The organism is Salinisphaera sp. G21_0, assembly GCF_017744115.1.
In the GTDB taxonomy this organism is placed as follows: domain Bacteria; phylum Pseudomonadota; class Gammaproteobacteria; order Pseudomonadales; family Endozoicomonadaceae; genus Endozoicomonas.
Map to the genome: position 1 here is coordinate 128,560 of NZ_JAGHQW010000007.1, position 25,845 is coordinate 154,404.

Annotated in this window: 27 protein-coding genes, 1 rRNA gene and 1 other RNA gene; 18 read left to right on the forward strand and 11 right to left on the reverse strand. The window is 49.3% G+C overall.

The window, feature by feature from the left end; all coding sequences use genetic code 11:
• From J7439_RS05430 to J7439_RS26930, 6 genes are read left to right on the forward strand one after another with little or no spacing between them, the layout of a single operon-like run.
• Entirely contained in the window at positions 1–333 is a 333-nt protein-coding gene (locus tag J7439_RS05430; protein ID WP_209200814.1) for a hypothetical protein, read from the forward strand.
• Entirely contained in the window at positions 333–1,628 is a 1,296-nt protein-coding gene (locus J7439_RS05435; RefSeq protein WP_209200815.1) for a flagellar hook-length control protein FliK, read from the forward strand. Before J7439_RS05430 ends, J7439_RS05435 begins: the two co-directional genes overlap by 1 nt.
• A 44-nt stretch (positions 1,629–1,672) precedes the next feature.
• Entirely contained in the window at positions 1,673–2,149 is a 477-nt protein-coding gene (locus tag J7439_RS05440) for a flagellar basal body-associated FliL family protein (RefSeq protein ID WP_209200816.1), read from the forward strand.
• Between the two features lie 12 nt (positions 2,150–2,161).
• Positions 2,162–2,911, forward strand: coding sequence for a sigma-70 family RNA polymerase sigma factor (locus J7439_RS05445; protein ID WP_209200817.1), 750 nt, complete (start codon positions 2,162–2,164; stop codon positions 2,909–2,911).
• Between the two features lies 1 nt (position 2,912).
• Positions 2,913–3,767 (forward strand): flagellar motor stator protein MotA, encoded by an 855-nt coding sequence (gene motA / locus J7439_RS05450; RefSeq protein WP_209200818.1) that lies wholly within the window; start codon positions 2,913–2,915, stop codon positions 3,765–3,767.
• A 21-nt stretch (positions 3,768–3,788) separates the two neighbouring features.
• Positions 3,789–4,697 carry a flagellar motor protein MotB gene (locus J7439_RS26930; protein ID WP_209200819.1) on the forward strand — a complete coding sequence of 303 codons (909 nt, stop codon included), beginning with the start codon at positions 3,789–3,791 and terminating at the stop codon, positions 4,695–4,697.
• Positions 4,698–4,748: 51 nt separating this feature from the next.
• On the opposite strand, the gene ssrS is transcribed toward J7439_RS26930, so the two are convergent.
• The 4 genes from ssrS to J7439_RS05475 form a co-directional block, all read right to left on the reverse strand.
• A non-coding RNA gene (ssrS, locus tag J7439_RS05460) (6S RNA) lies at positions 4,749–4,928 on the reverse strand.
• A gap of 80 nt (positions 4,929–5,008) precedes the next feature.
• Complete coding sequence (locus J7439_RS05465; RefSeq protein ID WP_163373137.1) at positions 5,009–5,314, reverse strand: cell division protein ZapA; 306 nt, start codon at positions 5,312–5,314, stop codon at positions 5,009–5,011.
• Positions 5,311–5,520: a TIGR02449 family protein gene (locus J7439_RS05470; RefSeq protein WP_209200820.1), complete on the reverse strand. Its 210-nt coding sequence runs from the start codon at positions 5,518–5,520 to the stop codon at positions 5,311–5,313. Before J7439_RS05470 ends, J7439_RS05465 begins: the two co-directional genes overlap by 4 nt.
• Positions 5,521–5,947: 427 nt before the next feature.
• Entirely contained in the window at positions 5,948–6,715 is a 768-nt protein-coding gene (locus J7439_RS05475; protein WP_209200821.1) for a class I SAM-dependent methyltransferase, read from the reverse strand.
• A gap of 139 nt (positions 6,716–6,854) precedes the next feature.
• Between J7439_RS05475 and J7439_RS05480 the strand changes: the two genes are divergently transcribed.
• The 6 genes from J7439_RS05480 (at position 6,855) to J7439_RS05505 (ending at position 12,820) form a co-directional block, all read left to right on the forward strand.
• Positions 6,855–7,484 (forward strand): UPF0149 family protein, encoded by a 630-nt coding sequence (locus J7439_RS05480; protein ID WP_209200822.1) that lies wholly within the window; start codon positions 6,855–6,857, stop codon positions 7,482–7,484.
• A 43-nt stretch (positions 7,485–7,527) separates the two neighbouring features.
• Positions 7,528–8,754, forward strand: coding sequence for a 2-octaprenyl-6-methoxyphenyl hydroxylase (gene ubiH, locus J7439_RS05485; RefSeq protein ID WP_209200823.1), 1,227 nt, complete (start codon positions 7,528–7,530; stop codon positions 8,752–8,754).
• Between the two features lie 60 nt (positions 8,755–8,814).
• A complete protein-coding gene (locus J7439_RS05490; protein ID WP_209200824.1) occupies positions 8,815–10,032 on the forward strand; it encodes an FAD-dependent oxidoreductase in 1,218 nt (405 codons plus the stop codon).
• Positions 10,033–10,074: 42 nt separating this feature from the next.
• Positions 10,075–11,274, forward strand: a complete 1,200-nt coding sequence (locus J7439_RS05495; RefSeq protein WP_209200825.1) for a histidine phosphatase family protein — start codon at positions 10,075–10,077, stop codon at positions 11,272–11,274.
• Positions 11,275–11,522: 248 nt separating this feature from the next.
• The gene (locus J7439_RS05500) at positions 11,523–12,335 is read left to right on the forward strand and encodes a hypothetical protein (RefSeq protein ID WP_209200826.1); all 813 of its coding nucleotides are present in this window, start codon (positions 11,523–11,525) and stop codon (positions 12,333–12,335) included.
• Between the two features lie 263 nt (positions 12,336–12,598).
• Positions 12,599–12,820 (forward strand): DUF2835 family protein, encoded by a 222-nt coding sequence (locus tag J7439_RS05505; protein WP_101745609.1) that lies wholly within the window; start codon positions 12,599–12,601, stop codon positions 12,818–12,820.
• Here the strand turns inward: J7439_RS05505 and J7439_RS05510 are convergent.
• Positions 12,812–13,723, reverse strand: a complete 912-nt coding sequence (locus J7439_RS05510; protein ID WP_209200827.1) for a LysR family transcriptional regulator — start codon at positions 13,721–13,723, stop codon at positions 12,812–12,814. The two genes, J7439_RS05505 and J7439_RS05510, sit on opposite strands and share 9 nt — an antisense overlap.
• A gap of 141 nt (positions 13,724–13,864) precedes the next feature.
• On the opposite strand from J7439_RS05510, the gene J7439_RS05515 reads away from it, so the two are divergent.
• The gene (locus J7439_RS05515) at positions 13,865–14,467 is read left to right on the forward strand and encodes an FMN-dependent NADH-azoreductase (RefSeq protein ID WP_209200828.1); all 603 of its coding nucleotides are present in this window, start codon (positions 13,865–13,867) and stop codon (positions 14,465–14,467) included.
• Between the two features lie 56 nt (positions 14,468–14,523).
• On the opposite strand, the gene J7439_RS05520 is transcribed toward J7439_RS05515, so the two are convergent.
• The 6 genes from J7439_RS05520 to rsmD all read right to left on the reverse strand — a co-directional run bounded on the left by J7439_RS05520 (position 14,524) and on the right by rsmD (position 20,603).
• Positions 14,524–14,772 (reverse strand): YfhL family 4Fe-4S dicluster ferredoxin, encoded by a 249-nt coding sequence (locus J7439_RS05520; RefSeq protein WP_101745606.1) that lies wholly within the window; start codon positions 14,770–14,772, stop codon positions 14,524–14,526.
• Positions 14,773–14,860: 88 nt separating this feature from the next.
• Entirely contained in the window at positions 14,861–15,343 is a 483-nt protein-coding gene (coaD, locus tag J7439_RS05525; protein WP_209200829.1) for a pantetheine-phosphate adenylyltransferase, read from the reverse strand.
• A gap of 452 nt (positions 15,344–15,795) precedes the next feature.
• Positions 15,796–16,374 carry a hypothetical protein gene (locus J7439_RS05530; protein WP_209200830.1) on the reverse strand — a complete coding sequence of 193 codons (579 nt, stop codon included), beginning with the start codon at positions 16,372–16,374 and terminating at the stop codon, positions 15,796–15,798.
• 291 nt (positions 16,375–16,665) lie between these two features.
• Positions 16,666–18,123, reverse strand: a complete 1,458-nt coding sequence (locus J7439_RS05535; protein ID WP_209200831.1) for a coniferyl aldehyde dehydrogenase — start codon at positions 18,121–18,123, stop codon at positions 16,666–16,668.
• A gap of 506 nt (positions 18,124–18,629) precedes the next feature.
• The gene (locus J7439_RS05540; RefSeq protein ID WP_209200832.1) at positions 18,630–19,724 is read right to left on the reverse strand and encodes a malate dehydrogenase; all 1,095 of its coding nucleotides are present in this window, start codon (positions 19,722–19,724) and stop codon (positions 18,630–18,632) included.
• A gap of 246 nt (positions 19,725–19,970) precedes the next feature.
• Positions 19,971–20,603 carry a 16S rRNA (guanine(966)-N(2))-methyltransferase RsmD gene (gene rsmD / locus J7439_RS05545; RefSeq protein WP_502950405.1) on the reverse strand — a complete coding sequence of 211 codons (633 nt, stop codon included), beginning with the start codon at positions 20,601–20,603 and terminating at the stop codon, positions 19,971–19,973.
• Between the two features lie 400 nt (positions 20,604–21,003).
• Here rsmD and ftsY point away from each other — a divergent pair, with 400 nt between their 5' ends.
• The 5 genes from ftsY to J7439_RS05570 all read left to right on the forward strand — a co-directional run.
• Entirely contained in the window at positions 21,004–22,320 is a 1,317-nt protein-coding gene (gene ftsY / locus J7439_RS05550) for a signal recognition particle-docking protein FtsY (protein WP_286198212.1), read from the forward strand.
• 83 nt (positions 22,321–22,403) lie between these two features.
• Positions 22,404–23,072: a cell division ATP-binding protein FtsE gene (gene ftsE, locus J7439_RS05555; RefSeq protein WP_101745600.1), complete on the forward strand. Its 669-nt coding sequence runs from the start codon at positions 22,404–22,406 to the stop codon at positions 23,070–23,072.
• Positions 23,069–24,154: a permease-like cell division protein FtsX gene (gene ftsX / locus J7439_RS05560; protein ID WP_209200834.1), complete on the forward strand. Its 1,086-nt coding sequence runs from the start codon at positions 23,069–23,071 to the stop codon at positions 24,152–24,154. Before ftsE ends, ftsX begins: the two co-directional genes overlap by 4 nt.
• A gap of 134 nt (positions 24,155–24,288) precedes the next feature.
• Complete coding sequence (gene rpoH / locus J7439_RS05565) at positions 24,289–25,143, forward strand: RNA polymerase sigma factor RpoH (RefSeq protein WP_209200835.1); 855 nt, start codon at positions 24,289–24,291, stop codon at positions 25,141–25,143.
• A gap of 588 nt (positions 25,144–25,731) precedes the next feature.
• A 16S ribosomal RNA gene (locus J7439_RS05570) occupies positions 25,732–25,845 on the forward strand; the annotation flags it as partial.

A 25,845-nucleotide genomic window follows, 5' to 3' on the forward strand; every position in this document is an offset into this window, starting at 1 on the left:
ATGAAAGATCATAACCTCTCCGTTACTGATTATGTCGATAAGCTGAGATCCTTTGAACTGGACCTTGAAGCATCTCTTGAATCAAAAGACTGGGACCGGATGATGGCTGTTAATCAGGATTTGCAGGGATTTTTTCAACAGATGTCTGATGCCGGTGTAACCAATCAGCCCCCGGTTCAGGGAGCCCTCGCCAGAGTACAGGTATTGTGCAGCGCCCTGATGCAGGTATGTACCCGACACCGGGCTGATAGCCTGTCCGTGATTAAAAAAACTCGAAAGGATAGCTTGGCACTTTCCAGCTATCAGCGAGCCAGTCATTTCCGAAGGTTGTAATGAAAGCAATCCAGCATTTGCCCGTTACGAACCTCCCGGTGCGAGCAATACCGCAGCAACAGGCTTCTTCTGGTGACCAACATCTTTTGTTTCATCGGATTTATCAACAAATTGATGTTTATGGAAAAAACAATGGGTTGACAGACGTCCTGCCTGCCTTTCCAGAGCAGCTGATGTCCCGGAATGGGGAGCTTGAACAACCGTTAGAACCTTATGGGGGGCAGCCCGCCTTGTCAGTAGGTTCTTTCACTCCAGTGACAATGCATCTTGGCAAGGCATCCTATTCTGACTTTGCCTGGTCAGATATTGGTCGGACATTTTCGGCACAAATGAGTCTGCAAGGGCCTGATTCTGTTCGTGCAGACGCGGTAAGCCAATATCAGGTATCTCCAGAGGTCACAGAATTGGTGGATGGTCGAAATGAACGACTCCGGGTTGTATCGGACATCAGCAGTCAAACGATTTTGCCTGGCAATAGCTCAAAGCAGCTGTCTCAAGCACGATTGAGAAGCTCTGGGAGTGAGTCATTATCCATTGATAGAACGCTCTTTACCGGTGATTCAAAAACGCTAAATGGTATCCATGGCCAAGGCGCAGCTCTGACGAATGATGCTTTCAGCCAAACTGAACAGCCGCAAGGTATTGTGGCTAAGGCAGCTGATCCCTTTTTGCCAGAAGTTCATCCTCTTATCGACCAGGAAAAGATTCGAGAGCAGTTACGATTCAATCTGATTCCGCCCTCAGAAGCTGAATCCATTCATGGGAATCAGGTTTCTCATGGGGGAAAACTGAATGTGCCTGCTTCGGTTGAAGCCAATGCCGGGACCATGCAACAGAAGGCCATTGCCAATTCTCACCGGGAAGTCATTTTTCCTCAGCCACTATCTCCTCAACGTCTGGGCACTGAACTAATCCAGATGCTCAGAAAAGGCGAGACTGGACTGGAAATCCGGCTTGATCCACCAGAACTTGGACGTTTATCTCTGTCTGTCTCCCTTGATGCAGAATCCCTTGCCCTGCAGGTAACTGCTTCTTCAACCACTACCCGGGACCTGCTACTTAACCAGTCTGAACGACTGAGACAGGTTTTAGCCGAACACAATGTGGATTTATCAGAATTATCAGTCGATGTTCATTCCGACCAGGGAGGGCAGGCCGGGAAGCATCAGGCGGCAAACATGGCCGCTTCAGAAACCCTGCTGCAAGCCGATTGGGGGAGAGACAATGTGGAGTATTTATCAGGTGCGCAGCTGTTTCGCTCCGGGGGAGGGCGACTGCTGGATCATTTTGTTTAATTGCCCTTGTTGTTCAAGGGGCTTAATAGTGGCAGGGAAGCGTGATGGCAGAAGGGGCGGACCAGACTGAAGCAGCAGTCGAAAAGAAATCAGGCAAGGGCCTTATTATCACTCTCGTGGTTATGGCCGTTTTGCTTATTGCTGTTGCCGGGGGAGCAGCCTGGATGTTCATGCAACAGAAGAGTGAGGATCCGGACAAGTTGGCGGTTCCTCATTTTATGAAAATGGAACCGTTCATTATCACGCTCAAGAGTGAAGCCCGTCCCCACTACCTGCAGATTAAATTGTCATTGATGAGCCGGGATCCTGAGGCATTGAAACGGTTAGAGACTTACCGGCCGATGGTTCGCAATGAAATTATCCGGTATTTGAATACGTTGAAATACGTCGATGTATTAAAGCCAGAAGCCCCCGATGCTATTCGCACAGAGTCCATCTCCCGGGTTAATGACCTTTTGGTGAAAGAGCAGGTTGAGGTCACCATGGATGATCTGATTATTACTGATCTGGTAATTCAATAGTGTTCTGACCCTATGTCACTACAGCAACGCAAAGGGCTGAATGCCTACCAGAAACAGAGTGGAACAGTTTCCCGGGATGAACTCATCCGGGAGCATCTCGGACTGGTGAAAAAAGTTGCGCTACATATTGCCGGTGCGCTGGGGGGCGATGTTCCAAAAGATGACCTTCTGCAGGCAGGGATGATGGGCCTGCTGGATGCTGCGAGCCGTTTTGAGCCGGGGAAGAACATCCCGTTTGAGCAGTATGCCCGAATCCGGATCAGAGGAGCGGTGATCGATGAACTTCGACACTGGGACTGGCGCAGCCGCACTGACCGTGAACATAGCCACAATATTCGGGATGCCATTCAGGCGTTGCAAAACCGGCTGGGACGTTCGCCTTCAGAGCAGGAAATCGCAGCAGAACTTGGCGTCAGTGTGGAGCGTTATCACCGGATGTTGCAGGGCGGCAGCTCTGGCACTTTGTTGAGCCTGGATGCGCTCACTAATGGCGAAGCCAGTGCCAGTGTCATCGAAGTCAGCGATGACGATTCCATACAGATCATTACGGAAGGTGATGAGTGTAATAAAGCACTGACAAAAGCCTTGAAAGCTTTGCCTGAGCGAGAACAGCAACTGATGAACCTGTATTACGTTCATGAGTTCAACATGAAAGAGATTGGCCAGATACTGGAGCTGACTGAAGCCAGAATTTCTCAACTCCATCAGCAGGCATTGTTGAGATTGCGCTCATTTATGGAAGAGTGGAGCAGGGAGCCCTGATATGAAAACTGTTGGTCTGCTGGCCATGCTGGGAAGTATTTTTGGCGGCTTTATGATTGCCGGCGGGAAGCTGATCTCGGTCTGGCAGCCAGCGGAAATCCTGATGATCGCTGGCGGTGCTTTTGGTGCGTTTCTGATCGCTAACCCTATGGTAATCGTGCGTGCTACCGGACGGCATATGGCCTATATGGCGAAAGGAACCGGCTTTAACCGGGCCTACTTTGATGAGCTTTTAATGTTGTTGCACACACTGTTTGAGATGGCCAGAAAGAAGGGGGGAAACAAGGTTCTTGAAGATCATATTGAATCACCGGATACCAGTGAAGTCTTTAAGAAGTTTCCTCTTATTCTGAAAACTCCACATATCTATGGGTTTATTGTGGAAAACCTCCGGCTGTCGTTAGTCGATGGTATCTCGGCTCATGAATACGAACGGATTATTGAACAAGAGATAGGAACAAAAGAGCACGAGATGATGCGACCTGCTGTAGCGCTTCAAAATGTTTCTGATGCGCTACCGGGGTTCGGTATTCTGGCCGCGGTTCTGGGAATAGTCATTACCATGAGTGCCATCAATGGCCCTATGGATCAGATCGGTGCCAGTATTGCCGCTGCACTGACAGGAACCTTCCTCGGCGTCTTCTTTGCCTACGGTCTGGTTGGTCCGGCAGCCACGGCTATTGGTCATTCCATCAATAATGAGCTTCAGGCATTTGATTGCATTCGTGTCTCGTTAGCCAGTTATAAATCCGGATTTCCACCCATCGTATCGGTAGATGCGGGGCGCAAAATACTCTATGACGATTGTCGTCCAAGTTTTAGTGAGCTGGAAAAAATGTTTGAAGGTCAGGCTTAATGGATATGGGAGCCTTTTGACGTGAAAGCCAAACGTGGAGGAGGCGGGCATCACGGCGGGTCATGGAAGGTAGCCCTGGCCGACTTTGCTATCGCCATGATGGCTCTTTTCCTGTTGCTTTGGATCATGAATGCTACCGATGATGATACCAAGTCCGCTATTGCCGCTTACTTTGAAGACCCTGGTGCTTTTCGCCATAAAAGCAGCCTGAACCCAATTGACTTCGGTGGGCAGGATTCACTGGTGAGAATCCCTAATCCTGGCCCCAGTATGCGAGGTCGGGAAGGACCTGAAATCATTGGCGATGGTAATGCCGAAACGTTGAATGAAAGCCCGGACTTCAAAGACCTTATGGATGAACTCCAGCGAATGATAGGGGGAGATGATTCGGCAGGAAAGTACGAAGACTTCATCTATCTCGAGCAGCTACAGGAAGGCTTGCGAATTGTTATTTTGGATAATGACCAACGCAATATGTTCGAAAGGGGAAGTTCCCGAATGAACCCTTTCTTTCAGGACTTGTTACTTGAGCTGGCGCCAATTATTAATAATATCGATAATCGCCTGATGATCAGTGGCCATACTGATAGTTCGGGTTTTCAACGCTCTGATTATGGTAACTGGGAGTTGTCTGCTGCCAGGGCGCAAGTGGCTCGTAAAACGTTACTGTTTGGTGGTCTATTTGAAGAAAAAGTTCTCATGGTGCTTGGCATGGCTGACCGTGTGCTCCGGGACCCAAAGCATCCTGAGTCCAGTGCCAACCGTAGAATTGAAATCATGGTTCTTGCTGATTATATGGAACGACAGGTTGAACGTATGTTTGCGCCTATTGATGAAGAAGATCATGAGCATCATCCAACTCACAGCAATGAAATGCATGATGCTTTTGAGCGGGCAGAACGAAATCAGTTTGATTATCCCGGGTTTTGAATGTTTTAAATGGTGCGGATATTAAGGGGGCGGTTTGTATCGAGTGATTGAAACCTCCCCACCCTGCCGCTGCCACGTTTGCCCGTGGCCGTAACGGTCACGGTGGGGGCTGCTGAGGTGAATCGGGCTTTCCGCTACAAGGCGGACCTGCACTCCAGCACCTGCCAGGAGCTCCCTGGGTAGTATTATCGGCTCGGGACGTATAATGACTGGCGAACAGGCCAGGGAGGTTTCTGCGGCATTATATCGACTATTCAGGAGATGTCTGCAAGTTTTTTTTGTTTTCGTGAACATCAGAAACGGTGATCAGATCAACGCTCCACGGCTGCCAGTGCCTGATCCAGTTTACCCAGCAGTTGGTCAATATGCTCCTGGGTGTCCTGCTTCTCATCTTCATTCTGACGACGGCTCTGCATTAACTCGTAGCTGATATTCAGCGCGGCCATCACAGCTATTCGCTCAATACCGACAACTTTGCCTGAAGAACGGATTTCATGCATTTTTTCGTTCAGGTAGCGGGCAGCGGTGTACAGTGCCTCCTGATTGTCTTTGGGACAGGCAACACGGTATTCCTTATCCAGAATATGAACGGATGTCACTGATGATTTATCCGTCATGACTCGTGCTCCAGAGACCTGAGGTGCTGGATCATCGCTTCTACTTTTGTACGTGCAATGTCATTTTTTTCCATCAACTTTGCTTTTTCAGCTACCCAAGACTGCTCCTGCTGTCGAAGTTGCCTGTTTTCAGTCGTCAGCTTCTGACAAAGGGCAACCAGATAGTTAATTTTCTGATCGAGGGCAATGAAATCAGATTCTTTCATAGCTTCCCTGAATGCTCGGTTATTAGGGTTACTATAGCCTCTGGAGAAATTCAGAACAATGACTTAATGGTTGACAATGTTTTTATTTTATTTTGTCGGGTAATACTTTGTACCAATGGATCAAGTTGTCCTTTGTTGAAGAGGATATAAGTAGCTAACCATATGAAATCATATATTTCTGACTCCTTGTTCAGGCACTCTGCTTCGTTACAACTCCGATCACATAGCTACGGCTATGCTCCCTCCGTTGTGCCTCGCATAGCACCTGCCCAAGAAGCCAGAAATATATGATTCCATATGGCCAGCTACTTAACGCTAAATGCCTGCAAACAGAGGCGAAGCATTTTGGTTGATCCGGGTAATCATAGTGACCTTAAGACTGCCAGCCCGGGCTTGAAAAAACGACGTCCGTAATAAAACGGTAAAATCATGCGGGCTTTCTGGCAATAATCCGTATTTGATCCTGATTACCATGACTCCATACCGGGTAATGGGGAGCCTCACCCTGTTCGCATACTTCGATAACAAATCCGGCATGTTTCATTAATACCTCCAGTTGTTCGGACGCAAAAAAACAAAAGTCTCTGCCGGGGATATTAATTTTATGGGCAGCCAAAACCGGATCGGTTATTTCCGGACAGTTAAAGACTTTGGCTGCCTGTGCCAGCAGGTTGAGATAATCCCGCTGACCGGAAACTGTTAACGGTGATTTTCTTACACCGTCGCGTATCTCTCTACTCAGGCCAGTACTTTTCAACACTTCAACGTCACAGGAACAGCAGGTAAGCAGAAGCGTGCCCCCTGGTTCGAGAATTCGGTAAATTTCATTAATAGATGGCGCAACTTCTTCATTGGCCAGAAAATGGAAAACTTCAGCGCAGAGAATTCCGCAGAAGGCATTATCGGCAAAAGGGATATTCTCTGGCAGTTTTGCTGCTTTGCAGGTGACTGCTTTCTGCTGAGTCTCAGGCAAGTCCTTCAGCCATTTGGACAAGTCTGGTTTATCCATATCAGTGGCTATTACCTGTGCTCCATGCATCAGGGCTGCGTGAGTATTAACTCCGTGGCCACAGCCAATATCCAGCAGGGGTTTATCGTCTTTCCAGCTGCCTAGCCAGCGATCCAGATAGATAACCGGATTATGAAACGTAAAACCAACGCCCAGCTGATTTCTTTCGTACAAAGGCTCTGGCATGGCAGTATTCCAAACAGGTTGGACGGTTGGACTTAACAGGATAGACACTTTCTTTATTTAATGACTGACAAGTTTGCCCGGGAAGTCTGTTAGAATCCCGGTTAAGTTCGACTCAGTAATTTCAATGGCCCTATATCTCATGACGATCCACATTTCCCAGCCCGGCGATAAACCCGCCTTCATATCGTTTGATGAACTCGCCAGTCATCTGGCAGAGCAGAGTCATCCATCAGAGATTCATGGCTACTTATGCGGCCTGTTTTCAGCCGGTGCCCATCCGGGCCTTGAGAAATGGCTGGAGCAGCTTGCTGAGCAGATGGGTGACAAATCGATTGATGAACCTGCGAGGCAGCTATTAAGCCAGTTATTTCTGCATACTCAGAATGAGCTGAACTCTGGTAGTCTGGCGGCAACACTGTTGCTCCCTGATGATGATGAAGCGCTTGGGCTGAGGACGCAGTCACTTGGAGTATGGTGCCAGTCATTTATCTCTGGCTTTGGTCAGGGGCTGGACAGTCGTCAGGTCAGTGAGATGGTGGAAGAAGTGCTCAGGGACTTTGCCGAAATCAGCCTGATAGAAACCGCAGAAGAGAGCGAAGAATCAGAAAAACTGTATGTTGAAGTGAGTGAGTTTGTTCGTTTGGCCTGGCTGAATGTCTATGCAGAGGTTTGTGGTTTGCCCGAGCTTCCCGGCGATGATGGAAGTTCCGGGCAACGTTCTGGACATCGTTCTGGACAACAAGAAGGCGCTGCCAAAACCCTGCACTGAGAATAACAACAGAGTTCCACAAAATCATGGTGGTGGCTGAAACGTGAAAAATTCTACAGACAAGATGGATTTCGATGTTTTGGTGATTGGTGCCGGGCTGGTGGGAGCCAGTCTGGTCTGTGCATTGGAACAAGTGGTTATAAAGCAGGGGTTGAGGCTGGCGGTGGTGGAAACCCATGACCTGAGTCAGCCAAGAGATATTCCGCCGAGTTTTGATGCCCGTGCCTCGGCGCTGTCCTGGGGAACCTGTTGTATTTACCAGCAGCTTGGACTGTGGCCGGATCTTGTGGATCAGGCTCAGGCCATTACCGATGTTCATGTTTCTGATCGGGGCAGTTTTGGGGTTTCCCGCTTGCGGGCTTCTGATGAAGGTGTCCCGGCACTGGGGTATGTGGTCAAGAATCATGTGCTGGGTGATGTGCTTTTGCAACGGTTAAAGGGTTTTCAGAAGCAGGGCAGGGTGACCATGTTCAGTCCTGATATGGTGGTAAGCCTGAGCCCTGTCCCCGGAGGTATGAAAGTTCAGCTCAGGCACTCAGAGATTTCCGCCTCGCTGGTTGTTCTGGCTGATGGTGGCCGCTCAGGGTTGATGGATCAGCTGGGAATCGGTCTGCAGCAGTGTGACTATCATCAGCAGGGGATTATTGCCAATATTGCCCTTGATCGCCCTCACAACGGTATGGCCTGGGAGCGCTTTGCCGGTCAAGGTCCGATGGCACTGCTTCCATTAACCGGTGATCACCATTTTGCGCATCGGGCAGGGCTGGTGTGGACGTTACCGGATGAGGAAGCCGATTCGCTTTATTCTCTGGCAGATGATGATTTTCTGGCGTTATTGCAACAGCGGTTTGGCTATCGGGCCGGGCGGTTTATTGCCGTGGGTAAGCGGAACAGATATCCGCTCACCATGCGCATCGCCAAAGAGCAGGTAAGGCCGGGGCTGGTTATTTTGGGTAATGCTGCCCATGCCATACATCCAGTGGCAGGTCAGGGTTATAACCTTTCTATTCGGGATACCGTGGCTCTGGCAAGCAATATCTCGGACTCATTGGAACGCAAAATACCCGCAGGTGATCTTGGCCGTTTGCAGGAATACTGGCAACAACAGTTGAGCGACCAGAGTCTGATCAGCCATTTTTGTGATGGCCTGGTGCGCCTTTTCTCACGGACTGACACGGCATCGGTACTGTCCCGGAATCTGGGATTGGTGGCGCTGGATTATTGTCATCCGGTGAAGTCAACATTTACCCGCAGGGCCATGGGATTATAAACCGGCGGGAGGCTCTCTACAGTCTCCCGTACCTTTGAATCTGGGAAATAGGGATCAGAAATGCAGACAATTGACGTCATTATTGTCGGGGGAGGTATGGTGGGGGCCTCTCTGGCCCTGGCGCTTGCCCGATCTGGTATGCAGGCGGCACTGGTTGAGCAGCAGACATTGCAGCCCGGTTCGTTCTCGATGGAGGATCCCTGGCAGCCCAGGGTCAGTGCCTTGACGGAAGCATCGATAAAACTGCTGAACTATCTGGACGCCTGGGAAGGGATCGTTGCCCAGCGGGCCTGTCCTTATACACACATGACCGTCTGGGATGGTGAGGGTACGGGAGAAGTTGAATTTGACGCAAAAACGCTGCCACAAAAAAATCTTGGCTACATTGTCGAAAATGACGTGATTCGCAACGCGCTGTTGCAACAGCTGGCCAGTTCAACCGTGCAATGTTTTGATCAACAGACAACCCTTGAATACAAACTGTCCGGCCAGGGCGGTGAAATAGTTCTGAAAAATGGTGACGTGCTGGGTGCTCCTCTTCTGGTGGCTGCCGATGGCGGTGAGTCGCGTTTACGACAATTGTCTGGCATTCCGGCAAACCAGAAGGACTATAAGCATCATGCGCTGGTCACCACCGTGGAGACAGAGCGGTTTCATCATCACACAGCGAGACAGGTGTTCCTGGATTCCGGCCCATTGGCATTTCTGCCCCTGCAAAGTCAGGGAGAGCGGCATTATTGCTCAATTGTCTGGTCCCTTTTACCGGCAGAGGCAGACCGGATAGAGGCCTTGAGTGACGATGCTTTCTGTCAGGAACTGGCGAGAGCTTTTGAGCATCGGGCGGGCAATATTCTGAAGGTTGATCAACGGTTCCGCTACCCACTGCGTCAACGGCATGCCCGGCAGTATCATCGACAAGGGGTGGTTCTGGTGGGCGATGCTGCTCATACTATTCATCCTCTGGCGGGGCAGGGGGTGAATCTGGGCTTTATGGATGTGGCTGTGCTTGCGGATGAGTTGATCAAAGCGGCCGGTCGCGGCGATGACTATTTTGCCGCGCACGTTCTGGATCGCTATCAGCGTCGTCGCATCGGACATAACTCGTTGACGATGGCGGCCATGACAGGCTTTCAAAATCTGTTCGGGGCCAATGCCCTTGGTATTCGCTGGATAAGGAATACCGGGCTCAGTCTGACCAATCGATTACCATTCATTAAAGATATGATTGTGGATCAGGCCTCCGGGTTATCAAAGGATATTCCCGGGTTTCTTCAGTAAATCTCAACCAGTCCCTCAATTTTTTCCTATCCTGTCTGCTGGATGTCATTATCACGCAGGCAGGGTATGAAACTTCAGTCTGATATTAAAAAAAGAGGCTTGGTCTTTGGTGTCGTATTTGCCATATGTTTGCTATCTATCCGTTCTGATGCAGCGGATATTGAGTCGGCATTAGCTGCACCTGCTGATTACCTTATCAGCCTTGTCAGGCATGGCGACCGTTCTCCCAGGGATCTTGGGGGAATGACAAAATACTGGCCAATGGGACCCGGGCAGTTAACGGCTGCTGGCCTTCAGCAGGAGTACCTTTTGGGGCAGACAATCCGGAGATACTACTTTTCTGAAACCATCCCCGACTCCTGGTCACCAAAAGTCAGCCAGCATTTTGCCAAAGGTCTGGATCGTACCATTCAGAGCGCCAGCGCCTTATTGCTGGGGTTTTATCCTGAGCAGGCGGGTAAAACAGGCTTGCCGGGGGGCATTCAGGTTCCTCCGGTTTATGCGTCACCTTTGGCCCATGATGATCTTTTTTCAGCGCAAAGATTATGTCCGGGGTATCTTCATCGTGTTCAGGCGCTGGAAAAAAGTGCGGACTGGTTAAGAAAAAAAGAACAACACCGTGATCAGCTGTCTTTATGGCTTGAACTGAGTGAGCGTGAAGGTAATGGCGATCTCTACTCTTTTCTTCCCCTGATCGATCAAATTGCCATACATAGAATTCACCAGCTACCAATGCCCGAAGGTATTTCAAATCAGCAGGCGGTGGAACTGGAGGAATTACTACATTGGATCGTGAGCCGGATTGTGGCTAATTATGAAATTGCCCAGCTTATCGGTTCACCATTAGCCAAAGCGATGATCAGAGATTTCAAGCGTGTGCAGCAGTGTCTGCAAGAAAAAGGCAGTTGCCACTCCTGCCAGCGATGGACGCTTTACTCAGCCAGTGACAGTAACTTATTGGCGATCATGACCATGCTGGGTGCGCCATCTGACAAAATGGTGGATTATGCAACACACTTTGGCGTCCAGCTTAACTGGAATGATGGTCGCCCGGAGGTTGCCCTGTCATTGAATCATCAACCTTTTGCGGTACCCGGGTGCGCGGGACGCTGCTCGCTGGATCAGTGGCTGGTTTTGCTTGAGCAATCATTGCCTGATGACTGGGATTATTTGTGTGCCAGGGAGCGGGGTGGCATGAACTTTGAACCTTATATCCCCACGGGGAGTGTCGCTGTTCGTTAATTGTCGGTATCCTGTTGTGGGTGGGTAAACATTAATGTATTCAGGCTGTTACTGTTATTAATCGTTGTGCTCCGGAAACATTAAAGCAACTTATGTCATTGACCTTCAAAGGGTAAGGGCATTATCAAGAAGTTAATAAAATCAAGTGCCTTCAGGGAAATCAGAAAAAAAACTGAACTATATTTAATCAGTCCCGTCAAAACTGTATTGAATAACAAGTTCATTAGTTTCTTTGAAGGAGTAATTAAATGCAGAAATATTTTCTGGCGGCAGTATTGCCAGTAGTTGCAATACTGATTGGTCTGCAAGGCTGTAATAAAGCCCATGAGTGTCCAGAGGTCACGACGGTAGTGTATGAAGACATGGCCAGTGTCGATCAGGGAGCTGAGTCCTATACCTGTAATAATCCAGACAAAACCAGCTTGCTTGAGCAGACATGGTGTGAAGCCAAAGACCAGTTCGAACAGCGAGGTCAATCCACCAGTTCGGATGATTTTCTGGTTTATATCAACGGATTTCGTGAGGGATATTCATTGGCCAGCCAGGCGGCTGATAGTCGATTGGGCCTTGGTGGTGATATCGATAGCCCATCTGATACTCCCTATGACATGGGCTATCGTGACGGTTATTTTGCCGTTATGGAGGCAATGGGTATTGTAGAGTATAACTGTGCTTCAGCAGACTTGATGAGTGAGTATAAAGATCGCTGGTGCGAAGCTGCCGATGCTTATCGGAACACTGGTGCTGGCAGTGATAACAATCCATTTGTCAGGGGGCGGTTTATTGATGGTTATATGACCGGAGGGCGTGTTGCTTTAACGGTTCCTACCTCAATGGAGGCATTTTTTGGTGGCGAGAATCCTGAGGGTAAACAGCCCGCCGTTGTTCAGCCATCCGGTGAGTTGAGGAGCACAGAGCTGGCTTTTTACCGGGGCTTTGATGTTGGCTACAAGGCAATGATTGATAGTATCCGGGATTCCATCAATCAGGTCATGCAACAGATGCAAATTCCCAACAATATGGATTTTGAAGGATTGATGCCTCCGCCTCCCGGGCAATAACTGACTGGTTTTCCGGCAGTTATGGTTATCAGCCGGGTACCTGGTACCCGGCTTATTAAGGAAATGGTCCTCGGGCGATTTTGTTTCTGAAAGCAATCAATTTGCTGATTTCAGTGACACAGGTGAAGAGTTTGGTAGCCCACTTCTTAGAAAACTAACCGTAATTTAGCCTTGTTCTATAACCTTTGTGAGAGAAGGTTGCTAAACTGATAGGTGCCTTCTTTTAACGATTAGTCTTAATAAGAAACACAAAGGTTTGAGCAATGCATAAGGCTGTGTTCTCCGTAAAACTCAATTCTGAGCAGGTTCTTCAGTTCTATAAAGGGCAGAAACAATCCGTAAGAGTTCGCACTGAATCGGGCCAGAGTATGAGTATTCCCTACGATATCATGCTGAAATTTGTCACCAGAGAGGGAATTTATGGTCGCTTTGAAATTTCCTACGGTGATGATGGCAAGTTTCTGGATCTTATTCGTCTAACTTGATTCTGAGAAACTCTGATAAGTGGCTTCATGGCAGCACTCCCTGAGTGTGGCTGCCAGCTTCTGTGCGGCAGGGCCAATATAGCTGGGGTCAGGAAATACCAGGTACAGCTGTACATTCCGACTATTACTGAGCCGGGTATCCAATTGTTTGATCACGCCTGCTTCAAGCTCCTGCTGAATATGGTGGGTTGGTAGCCATGCAAACCCAAGCCCCTGTTTCACCAGTCTTATTGAAGAGCTGATGTGGCTGACTGTCCACCGTTCTTCGGATCCAAGCCAGCCAGCGTCTGCCTCTCTTTTTATGCCTGAATCGCGGATAACAATCTGGCGATATTGTTTAAGCTCTTCCTCTGTGATGACGTGATCACGTTGAGCCAGCGGGTGATTCCTGTGAGCAACCGGAGCAAAATTAATCGATAACAATGGTTCTCCAAGAAAGCCCTCAGGCACGATGCCGGTAATCACAATATCGGCTTTGCCACTGACCAGCATGTCCGTTGTGCCTGACAGGACTGACTCAACAAGCTCCAGACGGGTATGCCTTGAAATGGGAGAGAATTGTTCTAATGCCTCTATGATTATTGAGTTCGGGAAGATGACATCGACGGCCAGGGTAAGTGTCCCCTCCCAGCCTGCAGAGAGACTGTCCGCCACTTTTTCCAATGCATCGGCTTCTTTAAGCAGTGTCTGGGCTCTTCTCAGCATGACTTTACCCGCTTCAGTCAATACCGCTTTGCGGCCCTGAATCTCCAGCAGTTCGATACCCAGCTGACGCTGAAGCTTGCTGATGGCGTAGCTGATGGTGGACTGGCTTTTGAAAATCGCCTCCGAAGCCTGGGCAAAGCCGCCATGTTCTACCACTGCCTGAAGCATACGCCACTGATCGAGTGTTGCCTTTGACATTTTGCAGGTCTCTATATATCCAAAAAATCGATACATTCATGCAGTATTTTGAACTTTTCTTTCGTTAATTTCGACGATAAATTTAAACCATGCATATAACAATCATGTAAATAACAATAGTGATCTGAAAAGGTGGGAAGCATGGCTAAATTACTCCAAATCAACAGCAGCCTGTTTGGTGAGCATGGGCAGTCAACCCAACTGTCACAGAAGTTTGTTGAGCGATTTCTGACAGCGAACCCTGATACTCAGCATCAGGTAAGAGACCTGGCTAACCAGCAGATTCCCCATCTGGATGCAGAAATTGTGATGGGCTTTGGTATCCCTGAGGACCAGAAAAACCATCGGCAGGCTGAAATGACAGCGCTTTCTGATCAGTTGATTGAGGAAGTGAAGACCGTCGATATTCTGGTAATAGGCTTGCCTATGTATAACTTCAGCTTGCCTTCGACCCTGAAATCCTGGTTCGACTTTATTGCCAGGGCAGGGATCACATTTAAATATACCGAGCAGGGGCCGGTCGGTCTGGTGGAAGGTAAGAAGGCTTACATTATGGCCGCACGAGGTGGTCAGTATCAGGGTACTGATCTCGATACGCAAACGGCGCTTGTTCGCCAGTTTCTTGGCTTTATTGGTATCCGGGATGTTGAGTTTGTGTATGCGGAAGGGCTTAACATGGGCGATGATATCAAGGGGCAGTCAATCCATGATGCAGAGAAAGCAATGGATAGTCTCGTGTCTTGATGGGTAGAGTCTGAAGCTTGGTGCCGCAAACGTAACGATACATTTGCGGCCCATTTTCAGGCAGCAGTGATGATCAGATACTTTTCCATCAGCTCATCCTGAGTTTCTTCGCAGTCCGGGTTCTTTGGAATACAGTCTACCGGACACACCTGTTGGCACTGAGGTTCGTCATAATGGCCAACACACTCTGTGCACAGTAGTGGGTCAATCTCGTAAATTTCTTCCCCGGGTGAAATAGCACTATTCGGGCATTCCGGTTCGCAGACGTCGCAGTTAATGCAATCGTCAGTAATCATTAAAGCCATAGGTGACCTTTGGGGTTCCGCTCCGCCTGTAAGTAGCTAACCTGGCTACCTTTCAGCTTGTAAAAACAAATGAATGACGGACAGTATCTCAGTTTCCGTTGAACTTATCTGTCAGTGCTTTCTGAACACATGGCGATACAAACTTGGAAATATCCCCATTCAGAGAGGCTATTTCCCGAACCAGTGTAGAGGAAATATAGGAGTATTGCTCTGCAGGTGTCAGAAAAAGGCTTTCCACTTTGGGGGCCAGCACCCGGTTCATATTGGCCATCTGAAATTCATATTCAAAGTCAGAAACGGCTCTTAACCCCCTGAGAATAACCTGGGCCTGCTGCTCCGCCACAAAACTGGCAAGCAGAGAGCTGAAGCCGGTTACCTGAACATTTGGCAGGTGAGCGATGGATTCTTTGGCCAGATTGACCCGGGTTTCCAGATCGAACAGTGGCTTTTTCTTGGGGCTTTCAGCAACGGCAATAACAATGGTATCAAACAGCTTGGCCGCTCTTTCAACAAGATCCATATGACCCTTGGTAATAGGATCAAACGTACCAGGATAGATTACCTTGATCATTAAAAATGACTCTCCGGCCACAAATCCAACAACAGATCAGAGATACAAAACATTTCAGGAGTTCCGCTGTTTACCAGAAAACTGTCTTGTAATTTGCTGGACAGACTCCCGTTGACGTCATTCACTGATCTGCGAATATGGCGACCTTTTTTTAGTAAAAGGGCATGTTAACGAAATAGTCAAAAGGGTTCAAATGATCAGCGTTCTGTGGCACTTAATGTTGAGGATATGAGAATTTTCAGAAGTTATGCGTTTATATAGTCATGGTGCTGGAATGGTTATTAAGTGTACAGATTCATGTTAAAAGTCTGAGAATGTTAAACTGCAATGCGAACTTAAGCAGTGGGTAGAGCAGACGACTGGATTACCCTGACTGATATTTTATCTTTTTACCCAGCTTGACAAGCCATGGCCAGGGCCTTGCCACAGCACGATGAACGCGCTCCGGTTTGTCAAACATAGTTTGTCTGTGAACCCGGACAGAAGGCAGGGCACGCTATCCCCGTGGTTGATTTCTTCCCGGCGATATCAGACTGTAAAAATACTGGAGGGTCACTCTGAATGCCGTTGCCTGATAATAGGAACGGATTCATCAGTTCTGGTTGGGACTGAACAGGCGTTGTGCAGTTAGAGTTAGCATCTAAACTTTCTGCTCCCAATAAAGGTGGTGCCGACGGCAGCTTCAGGCTCTGTTGCTGCCCATTGGCAAGGGAGTCCTGTTTGGTACAGGTGGTGATCTGTCGCTGGCGAAGCTTGACGCACTCGCTACCATAGCAGGCAATAAGAAAACAGGTGGTGAGGGTTGCACCAACACCAGCACCAGCATATGCACCGGCCAGTAAACCCATTTCGCCGCCGCGAACGCAACCTATGAGACCACCAAAAAGGCCAGAGGGAATTGTGCTCATGACAATCGGGCAAGCCCATTCGTTAGAGAAGTCATCTGGACAAGTACAGGTGTAATCCGATGCCCGTTGGGCAAATTGTTTAACGGTTGTCAACGGTAAAGTCAGTGCATTACATGGATTCATGTTGCGTATTTCCTCAAAATAGAAGCTGCTTCCACCCCATACTCTGTTGGCAGTTAACCTGACAGAAAATTGGTACTTAACTTTCAGACTGATTTATTCCGCAAAAGTTCCTATGTCCTGAGTTGCATAAGGAATAATGGAACTTGCGTAATAACTCGATGGATTTCAGTGGCGACGAAATTGATCATCTTCGTAAGTTTCTGGTGTTTAGTGAAAATACGTACCTGAACGTCTGAACCAGTTTTTGCAGGACCGCTGGCAAGCGGCCCTGAAGTCTGAAAGAGAAAGGGCCTATTGTCGGCCGGAAAGGAACTTCAGCATTTTTTTCTGCAGCCAGCCGCCATAGGGCGGGTAGATCATTTTAGTGCTGTTCAGCTTGCCTTTGGTTAACACCGACTTGGCCTTGGAGAATGTCAGGAAGCCCTCATGGCCGTGGTAGTGCCCCATGCCTGATGGGCCAATGCCGCCAAATGGCATATCTTCAACAGCGACGTGTAACAAACACTCATTAATACAGACACCGCCAGAGTGGGTCTGTGCCAATACGGCGTCCTGATTGTTTGTGTCAGAACCGAAGTAGTAGAGTGCCAGGGGCCGGGGTCGTTGCTGGACAAACTGAATGGCTTCATCAAGGCTATCGATGCCGATGACAGGAAGCAGCGGGCCAAAAATTTCTTCCTGCATAATGCCCATTTTATCAGTTGGATTCTCAATTAAGTGGATGGGGATTCGACGGCTTCCGTCGTTAATTTCCTCATTGCCCGGAGTGTGGATGGTCGCGCCCTGCGCTTTGGCGTCAGCCAGTAATTTCAATAATCGCTGGTGGTGGCGGTCATTGATGATCGAGGTGTAATCATTATTTCCGTTGACCGTTGGGTACATTTTTCGAAAGGCGTTGAGATAGTGCTCGATAAAGGCTGCCTTCTGGTCATTTTTCACCAGAATATAGTCTGGAGCTACGCAGGTTTGACCGGCGTTCAGGGCTTTTGCGTAGCAGACTCTTTCTGCCGCTTCCTGAATCGGGAAGTCGTTATCGACAATAACCGGTGACTTGCCACCCAGCTCCAGGGTTACCGGGGTCAGATTTTTTGCAGCGGCTCCCATGACATGGCGACCGACCGCTGTCGAACCGGTGAAAATCATGTGGTCAAAGTGCAGGCCGGTAAACTCGGTTGCCACTTGTGCATCACCGCAAACGACGGTGACCAGATTAGCAGGAAATGTTTGCTCAATGATTCGGGCAACCAGTTCCGAGGTTTTTGGTGTGAATTCCGACATCTTGATCATGGCCCGGTTGCCGGCGGCGAGAATCGTCAGCAATGGACTTAGAGACAGGAACAGTGGGTAGTTGAAGGGCACCACAATACCGACCACGCCCAATGGCTGGTACACGACTTTTGCCGAGGCAGGTAATAACTGAGGGTTCAGCTTCCGCTTGCTGGGTTGCATCCATTTTTTAAGTTGCTTGATCGTGTAGTGGATATTGCCCAGGTTCGGTATGATTTCAGTCAGTGATGATTCACTTCCGGATCGGCCACCAAAATCTTCATCCAAGGCGGACAGTAATGCGTCTTTATTGCTCAGTAATGCTTTCTTAAGGGCCTTCAGGCGATCAACCCGTTCCTGGTAGCTGGGGTTAGGGTCTTGCAGAAAGGCTTTCTTCTGGGCAGCAAGAAGATCTTCCAGAGGAGGGGGGATTTGCCTGGTCACTTTCCTGTGCTCGGACATAATGGGTTCGGCAGCGGTCATGTTGTTTCCCTCTTGGGCGTTAATGGTTTATTTAATAATTTTTATTTCTTATTAAGACTGCTCTTCGGGAGGCTTTCCCACGTTGGTTGGGTGTACACCTACATCTCTGATGCAGACTCAACATAGAACTGAATAGCTGGACTATGGTAAGTATGTTATTTTACATTTATGGTTCTGACCAGTTGGCATGAATTGGTTCATGGTGTATTGAATGGTAAAAATGGCGAGCCCTCACGGGGGATGCTCAACAGAATCATCTACCAGGTTCTGATTATGGATCGGGGGTTTATAACGCCGAAGCCATGGATTCCTTCAAAGCGCTGGAACAGGCTTATTTTCTCCCCTTGAGATCTGATATATACGACTATTTTTGTTTTGTAGCAGACAGAAATGTCTCTACAGAAAAGAGTGTATTGTCTGTTTCCTTGTGTTGGTGACGTGGACAAAAAGAAAGGCTCACATAGAGCCTTTCCTGTATTTTTATCTCAACTGGTCAGGCGGACTGCCTAGCAGATACGGTCAGCCTTGTAGTATGACTCGCCGGTATCGATGCCTGCATCAAACTCAGTCTGGCCGCTGCGGCTGGATGTCCTCAACGCTTCGCGGGACGCAGCCGTTTCTTTAGGCAGCAGGTGATCTACCGCTGCCTTTTCTTCTAACAGCTCCTGTTCAGTTTTCTTCATCATTGACTGACCGTAGTCGTTAATGTGAAGGTTCTGAACAATCTGGTAGCTGCCGAATTCACAGACGACAGGAAAAGAGTAGTAGATGCCTTTGGCAACACCGTAGCTGCCGTCGGAAATAATGCCCATGGATACAATACGACCATCGCTGCCCAGGGCCCAGTCACGCATGTGGTCAAGAGCGGCCTGTGCGGCGGAGGCGGCACTGGAAAGGCCACGCCACTCGATGATTTCAGCACCACGCTTCTGGATACGAGGAGTGTATTCTTCTTTGTACCATTGCTCATCGATCATATCGATGGCGGCTTCATCGCCCAGGACCTGGGCGTGGTGCAGATCAGGGTACATGGTTGGAGAGTGGTTGCCCCACACGCAGACACCTTCGATATCAGCAGGATTAACCCCCAGTTTGTTACCCAGGATGCCCTGAGCACGGTTGTGGTCCAGTCGGGTCATGGCGCAGAACTGGGATGGTGCCAGGTCGGGTGCATTACGGGACAATATCAGACAGTTGGTGTTTGCCGGGTTACCCACCACCAGGGCTTTAACGTCACGGTTAGCCACTTCATTCAGAGCCTTGCCCTGTTCGGCAAAGATAACGGCGTTGGCTTCCAGCAGGTCTGCGCGCTCCATGCCCTTGGAACGGGGACGGGCACCGACCAGCATGGCGTAATGAATGCCTCGGAAACCATCAAACGGATTGTCGTGCAGACTGATACCGTGAACCAGTGGGAAGGCGCAGTCTTCCAGCTCCATGGCAACGCCACGAAGTTTGTCCATAGCCTGTGGGATCTCAACCAGTTGCAGAATCACAGGCTGATCAGGTCCCAGCATTTCACCGGCAGCGATTTTGAACAACAGAGAGTAGCTGATGTTGCCAGCTGCACCTGTGACCGCAATTCGTACGGGTTGTTTCATGGGGAACTGCTCCTTAGAGTTTTCAGGTTCATTCTTGGATTAGCAATGCGTCCAAATCGCCATGAGCCGTTCTTTAAGGCAGCTTTTCGTGCTTTCTTGCACTTAAAAGTCATAAAAGAGACCCCCGGCCCACTGAATGGTAAGCCTGTGGATGATACAGCGTTCAGACGTACTGTTTATTTGATAAAGATCAGCCGCGCACAGATTACTGATATCATTTCGGTAAGTCCATATGTGAGACGTTGGTTATTGTTGTTTTTTCATGCGCGACCAGAGGCTGAAGCTTACTTGTCCAGCGGTTTTGCACTTTTCCAGCTGCCAGTTCTCCGGAATTGGCAAAGGGTTCAGCTCTTTCTCTACCTCAATGTAAATATGGCTGTTTTCATTCAGGTAACCATTGCTTTCAAGCAGCTGGCAAGCAGGCTCCAGCAGGTTCATCCGAAACGGTGGGTCCAGGAAAATCAGGTCAAAACCGGTTTCAGCCGGTTGGTTTAACCAGGTAAGGCTATCGCACTCAATCACCATGGCATGCTCAGCTTTTAACAGTGTAAGGTTGCTCTTCAACGTTCTTGTGGCAACCGGACTTTTTTCCAGTAGCACTGCTGAAGATGCGCCCCGGGAAAGCGCTTCAATGGTCAGTGCGCCGGTACCACTGAATACATCCAGAACCCTGGCTCCCGGTGTCATCATGGTCAGCCAGTTAAATACTGTCTCTCTCACCCGGTCTGATGTGGGGCGCAAGCCGGGTACATTGGCTACAGGTAACTTACGACTGCGCCATTCACCCGCAATAATCCGCAGCTGACCACCACCGGTATGAGCAGGGCCGGTGTTAGCGCGTGATTCAGGATGCTTGGGATTTCGAGACTTGCGAGGCATTAACAGGCTCCAGCCGGGCAGGGGATCAACAGGGAGCGTAAGCATACTCGTTTCATCGCTTCAGGTCATGGAGTTACCAATCATCCTGGTGTGTATAAACACCAGAGTCTGGTGAAATAAAACAAACCCGGAGAAAAGTGTCAGACTTCCAGCAGCCCGAATTAGCAGTTTTTTATTGTGGATGGTTCCATTCGGGTTTATGAAAGATGGACTATTTTCCCTGAGAAAGTTCATTTCGTGACAGTCTGAATTAAGATAGGATTAGCGATTATCCATAGCCTGCATGATTGATTGTCATTGCGTTTCATCGCCTGTTACGGGGACTTCTCCGGTCAGGCTTCAGATAGATGGCAATCCTGATAGTCATCAGGCGCTCCCACCAAGGTTATAGAAGTAGTCTATGTTCGGTTCGCGCAAAGACGATGAGAAAAAAGCCAAACGCAGTTTTTGGCCCTGGGGTCGACGTTCCCGGGATGAAGTTTCTGAAGAGCAGGTAGAAGCAAAGGCTGAACCTGAAGTAGAAGACGTTGTATCCACTGTCGAAACACCGGAAGTTACTGCTGAGTCTTCAGCCGGTGTTGATGCTGTACCTGAGACTGTGCCTGAGGTCGTTCAGGGCCCTGAAGATAAGCCTGTTCATCCTGAATCCCGGGAGGAATCCGCTCATAAAGCACCTGAGGCTTCTGACAAAGAAGTACCGGTTGTTGCTGTCCCTGAAATTCCCCGGGCTGCTGAGCCAGAATCACTGCCCGAAAAAACGCCTGTTGAGCCAGAGAACAAGCCTGAAATCAAAGGCGGCTTTTTTGCCCGGATGCGTCAGGGGTTGAGCAAAACCCGTAACGTTCTGGTTGAAGGCGTTGCAGAACTGTTTATCGGTAAAAAGGAGATCGATGATGATCTTCTGGATGAACTGGAAACTCAGCTGCTGGTCGCCGATGTGGGCGTTGAAGCCACCACTGACATTATTGAAAAGCTGACCAGGAAAGTTAAGTATAAAGAGCTGGATGATGCGGATGCCCTGATGACTGCGCTGCAATCCGAGCTTGCTGATATTCTTGAACCTGCTGACCAGCCACTGGTCATCCCGAAACAGGATACCCCTTTTGTTATTCTGGTGGTGGGCGTTAATGGTGTGGGCAAGACCACCACGATTGGCAAGCTGGCCCGTAAGCTTCAGTCCGAAGGCCGCAAGGTTATGCTCGCGGCTGGCGATACATTCCGTGCGGCTGCGGTTGAACAGTTGCAGGTGTGGGGTGAGCGCAATGAGATTCCGGTGGTTGCCCAGCATACCGGCGCTGACAGTGCTTCCGTTATCTTTGATGCCTTCGAAGCAGCAAGAGCCCGCAATATCGACGTCCTCATTGCCGATACTGCTGGCCGCCTCCACAACAAGGATCATTTGATGGAGGAGTTGAAAAAGGTGAAGCGGGTGCTTGGGAAACTGGACCCTGATGCGCCTCATGAAGTGTTACTGGTGCTGGATGCGGGCACCGGGCAGAATGCCTTGAGCCAGGCTCGTCTGTTCCATGAAGCGGTGCAGTTAACCGGCATGGCCCTGACCAAACTGGATGGAACCGCTAAGGGTGGGGTGATCTTCGCGCTGTCCAAACAGATGAAACTGCCAATCCGTTTCCTGGGGGTGGGTGAGCAGATAGATGACCTGAGACCCTTCTCGGCTAAGGAATTTGTCACGGCGCTATTCTCCCGGGAAGGTTGATACAACAGGTAATGAGCGGCAGGTGTCGCTCATTAGATCATTGGTTACTTGAATAGCATCCGAGATAGATTAAGGACAGCTGGATGATTCGCTTTGACGGTGTCAGCAAGCGTTACCCGGGAGGTCATGTTGGCCTTGAGCAGGTCAGTTTTCACCTGGAGCGGGGAGAGATTGCGTTTCTGACAGGCCATTCTGGTGCAGGAAAAAGTACCCTGATGAAGCTGATTATGCTTCTTGAGAGGGCCAGTGCAGGTCAGGTCTGGGTGGGAGGTCATAACCTGCGGGCTCTGAAGAACAGCCGGATTCCCTATCTTCGCCGCAATATTGGTGTGGTTTTTCAGGATCACCAGCTGCTGTTTGATCGTACAGTTTTTGAAAATGTTGCTTTACCACTGCTGATCGCAGGCTATTCTCCCAGTGATTGCGCTGGCCGGGTTCGCGCTGCACTGGATATGGTCGGGTTATTAAGCAAGGAAAAGTTGTTGCCAGTGGCCCTGTCCGGTGGTGAACAACAGCGGGTTGGCCTGGCGCGGGCAGTCGTGAACCGCCCGGCTTTGATTCTTGCGGATGAACCCACCGGAAACCTTGATCCGCAGTTGTCCACGGAAATAATGAAGCTGTTTGAAAATTTTAATCAGGTGGGTGTTACCGTGTTGATCGCCAGTCATGACCTGGCGCTGGTGGCCCGGATGCGACACCGTATTTTGACCCTGGATCATGGCAGGCTGGTTGCAGACCAGGAGGTTCAGTGAGTCTGTTTAGTAAGAACAGGCGACAGCAAAATGGTCGTCGGCACACAGTGGATGAACAGACTGGTATGGGCAAAACCACTGGAAAGAGTGCGGGAAGCTTTGTTCCTAAAGAAGCCCATAAAGATGCCCATAAAAGAGGTGCCAATCGCCAGACGGTAGCAACCCTGACACTGCACTCTTTCGTCAGCCTGCATCGGCAGGTGGGCAGGGATGCACTGACCCGTCTGCTGAACAACCCTGTGGCCAGTCTGTTAAACAGCTTGCTGATCGCGGTTGCCTTTTCCCTGCCGGTTTTACTGTTTGTTCTGGTGAGCAATGTGCAGGTGCTTGGGGCAGCCTGGGATGGGCAACCCAAAATCTCCATTTACCTCAATCATGGGGTTAGCCAGAAAATTATTGATCAACGTATTGCGGATTATCGTCAAGACCCTCTGATTAAAGAAGTTGTCTACCTGTCACCGGAGCAGGGGGTGAACGACTTTCAGCAAAAGGCCGGACTGCAGGATGTGATTAGCCAGCTTGGGTTTAATCCATTGCCGGGGGTGATTGCGCTGCTGCCTGTCAGTGAGGCTTCTTTTGAACAACTGGATGATGCCGTGGTCCATTATCAACAAATGGAAGGGGTTGACCAGGTTCGCCTGGATCGCCAGTGGGTACAGAGGCTGCAGGCAATATTAACGATGCTTGAACGCTTTGCTGTTATGCTGGGCGGGATTCTTGGGCTTACCGTGGTTCTGGTGATCAGCAACACCGTGCGCCTCAGTATTGAAAGCCGTCGTGATGAAATCAAAATTATCAGTATGGTGGGGGGAACCCGGGGCTTTATTGCCATGCCCTTCATCTATATGGGGATCTGGTATGGCGTGATTGGTGCCATCCTGGCTCAAGTGATTGTCTTTTCATTATTAGCTGTCCTGAGTCATGAAATGATGAATATTGCCGGACTGTATAATAGCGAGATGGTATTATCCGGCCCCGGTTTTGGTGTGTTAGGCGTATTGTTGCTTGCCGGAATAGCGTTTGGTGTTCTGGGGGCAATGAGTAGCTGCTATCGACATTTTCAGGCTTTAGTACCTGATTAGTCTGTGTAAAGTAAGAAAATGTCCTGTAAAGTCGATAGCGATTGTGAACCCAATTGTTGTTATTATTAGTATTCGTTTGAACTTCAGCTATTTTAACAGAGTCTAATTAAGAGGGTATCTTGACGGAGTCAGTTATGGGCACCAGTCTTCAACCAGTCGATATGTTAGTTCCTGGCCGCAATATTGATGCATATGTTGCGTCAGTCAGCAGTATTGCTGTGTTGTCTGCTGAACAGGAAAAGACCCTTGCTGAGCGCCTCTTCTTTCATAATGATCTGGAAGCGGCTCGTCAGCTGGTCATGTCTCACCTTCGCTTTGTTGTACACATTGCCAAAAGCTACTCCGGTTATGGTCTGCCACTGGCAGATCTGATTCAGGAAGGCAATGTGGGCCTTATGAAGGCGGTTAAGCGTTTTAACCCTGAAGTTGGGGTAAGGCTCGTTTCCTTTGCTGTGCATTGGGTCAAAGCGGAAATACACGAATTTATTCTACGCAACTGGCGCATTGTGAAAGTCGCGACCACGAAAGCGCAACGCAAACTTTTCTTTAACCTGCGCAGTGCTAAAAAGCGTCTGTCCTGGTTAACTAACGATGAAGCGGATGCCGTAGCCAAAGATCTGGGCGTTGAAGCTAAAGTGGTTCGTGAAATGGAAAGCCGAATGGCTGGTCAGGATACCGCTTTTGATGGCTATGGGGACGATGATAGCGATACCGCTTATCAGGCACCTGCGTACTATCTGGAAGATCATAACTCGGACCCTTCTTCTTTGCTTGAAGATGCCGACTGGTCCGACAGTTCTATTTCCCAGCTGAGAAGTGCGCTGGCACAGCTGGACGAACGCAGTCGGGATATTCTGCAAAAGCGTTGGCTGGCAGACGAAAAGGCAACGCTGCATGAGCTGGCGGATACCTATGGCGTATCTGCTGAGCGCATCCGCCAGTTGGAAAAGAATGCGATGAAAAAGCTGAAAGGCTCTATGGAAGCCTGATGCAGATTAAACGTTCTGGAAAAAGCCGCTAAATAGCGGCTTTTTTTATGAGGTTAAAAAATTCAGGGTGTTGACTTTTATCCACACCTGCGTAGAATGCGCCGCTCTTCCACGGGCTGACCTGAAACGGTCACCCACGGATCGGCAGAATGAATCATCATCGCTGACCGGGAAGTACGGTTTGAAAATGGGTTGTTTGGACTGAATGAAAAACAACCGGTTGACAAATCAAACTGGCGCGGTAAGATGCGCCTCCGCTGACAGGGCTTGAGAGCAACGTTAGCGAGTTGGAAAGCTTCTTTCTTCTTCTGAAAAACGAATGCTTGACAACGAAAACCGCCACGGTAAGATAGGCGGCCTTGCTGATCGGCGCTGACTGCTGAATCAGCGATTAAATCACTACGATTTAATCAGTTCTTTAACAAGATATCAGACAATTCGTGTGGGCGCTTGTGCGATTGCATCGGTAACAAGGCTTCGGCTTTGAACACTTTAAGATGCTTAATTGATCAAGCGAACATACCTGTAAATTCATGTGCGTTTAATTGTGACATTGAGCCGTTAGCCTTCGGGTTAACACAACGATTTAAACTGAAGAGTTTGATCATGGCTCAGATTGAACGCTGGCGGCAGGCCTAACACATGCAAGTCGAGCGGTAGCGGGAAGAGCTTGCTCTTTGCCGACGAGCGGCGGACGGGTGC

Excerpts from the sequence above, each read along its gene's own strand:
- ftsE (WP_101745600.1), top strand. The coding sequence starts at position 22,404 with ATGATTCGCTTTGACGGTGTCAGCAAGCGTTACCCGGGAGGTCATGTT.
- J7439_RS05505 (WP_101745609.1), top strand. The coding sequence starts at position 12,599 with ATGCATAAGGCTGTGTTCTCCGTAAAACTCAATTCTGAGCAGGTTCTT.
- J7439_RS05530 (WP_209200830.1), bottom strand. The coding sequence starts at position 16,374 with ATGAATCCATGTAATGCACTGACTTTACCGTTGACAACCGTTAAACAA.
- J7439_RS05465 (WP_163373137.1), bottom strand. The coding sequence starts at position 5,314 with ATGACGGATAAATCATCAGTGACATCCGTTCATATTCTGGATAAGGAA.
- J7439_RS05445 (WP_209200817.1), top strand. The coding sequence starts at position 2,162 with ATGTCACTACAGCAACGCAAAGGGCTGAATGCCTACCAGAAACAGAGT.
- J7439_RS05475 (WP_209200821.1), bottom strand. The coding sequence starts at position 6,715 with ATGCCAGAGCCTTTGTACGAAAGAAATCAGCTGGGCGTTGGTTTTACG.
- J7439_RS05435 (WP_209200815.1), top strand. The coding sequence starts at position 333 with ATGAAAGCAATCCAGCATTTGCCCGTTACGAACCTCCCGGTGCGAGCA.
- J7439_RS05540 (WP_209200832.1), bottom strand. The coding sequence starts at position 19,724 with ATGAAACAACCCGTACGAATTGCGGTCACAGGTGCAGCTGGCAACATC.
- J7439_RS05535 (WP_209200831.1), bottom strand. The coding sequence starts at position 18,123 with ATGACCGCTGCCGAACCCATTATGTCCGAGCACAGGAAAGTGACCAGG.
- J7439_RS05430 (WP_209200814.1), top strand. The coding sequence starts at position 1 with ATGAAAGATCATAACCTCTCCGTTACTGATTATGTCGATAAGCTGAGA.
- J7439_RS05480 (WP_209200822.1), top strand. The coding sequence starts at position 6,855 with ATGACGATCCACATTTCCCAGCCCGGCGATAAACCCGCCTTCATATCG.
- J7439_RS05520 (WP_101745606.1), bottom strand. The coding sequence starts at position 14,772 with ATGGCTTTAATGATTACTGACGATTGCATTAACTGCGACGTCTGCGAA.
- J7439_RS05495 (WP_209200825.1), top strand. The coding sequence starts at position 10,075 with ATGTCATTATCACGCAGGCAGGGTATGAAACTTCAGTCTGATATTAAA.
- J7439_RS05470 (WP_209200820.1), bottom strand. The coding sequence starts at position 5,520 with ATGAAAGAATCTGATTTCATTGCCCTCGATCAGAAAATTAACTATCTG.
- coaD (WP_209200829.1), bottom strand. The coding sequence starts at position 15,343 with ATGATCAAGGTAATCTATCCTGGTACGTTTGATCCTATTACCAAGGGT.
- J7439_RS05490 (WP_209200824.1), top strand. The coding sequence starts at position 8,815 with ATGCAGACAATTGACGTCATTATTGTCGGGGGAGGTATGGTGGGGGCC.
- J7439_RS05500 (WP_209200826.1), top strand. The coding sequence starts at position 11,523 with ATGCAGAAATATTTTCTGGCGGCAGTATTGCCAGTAGTTGCAATACTG.
- J7439_RS05510 (WP_209200827.1), bottom strand. The coding sequence starts at position 13,723 with ATGTCAAAGGCAACACTCGATCAGTGGCGTATGCTTCAGGCAGTGGTA.
- J7439_RS05440 (WP_209200816.1), top strand. The coding sequence starts at position 1,673 with ATGGCAGAAGGGGCGGACCAGACTGAAGCAGCAGTCGAAAAGAAATCA.
- rpoH (WP_209200835.1), top strand. The coding sequence starts at position 24,289 with ATGGGCACCAGTCTTCAACCAGTCGATATGTTAGTTCCTGGCCGCAAT.
- motA (WP_209200818.1), top strand. The coding sequence starts at position 2,913 with ATGAAAACTGTTGGTCTGCTGGCCATGCTGGGAAGTATTTTTGGCGGC.
- J7439_RS05515 (WP_209200828.1), top strand. The coding sequence starts at position 13,865 with ATGGCTAAATTACTCCAAATCAACAGCAGCCTGTTTGGTGAGCATGGG.
- ftsY (WP_286198212.1), top strand. The coding sequence starts at position 21,004 with ATGTTCGGTTCGCGCAAAGACGATGAGAAAAAAGCCAAACGCAGTTTT.
- rsmD (WP_502950405.1), bottom strand. The coding sequence starts at position 20,603 with ATGCCTCGCAAGTCTCGAAATCCCAAGCATCCTGAATCACGCGCTAAC.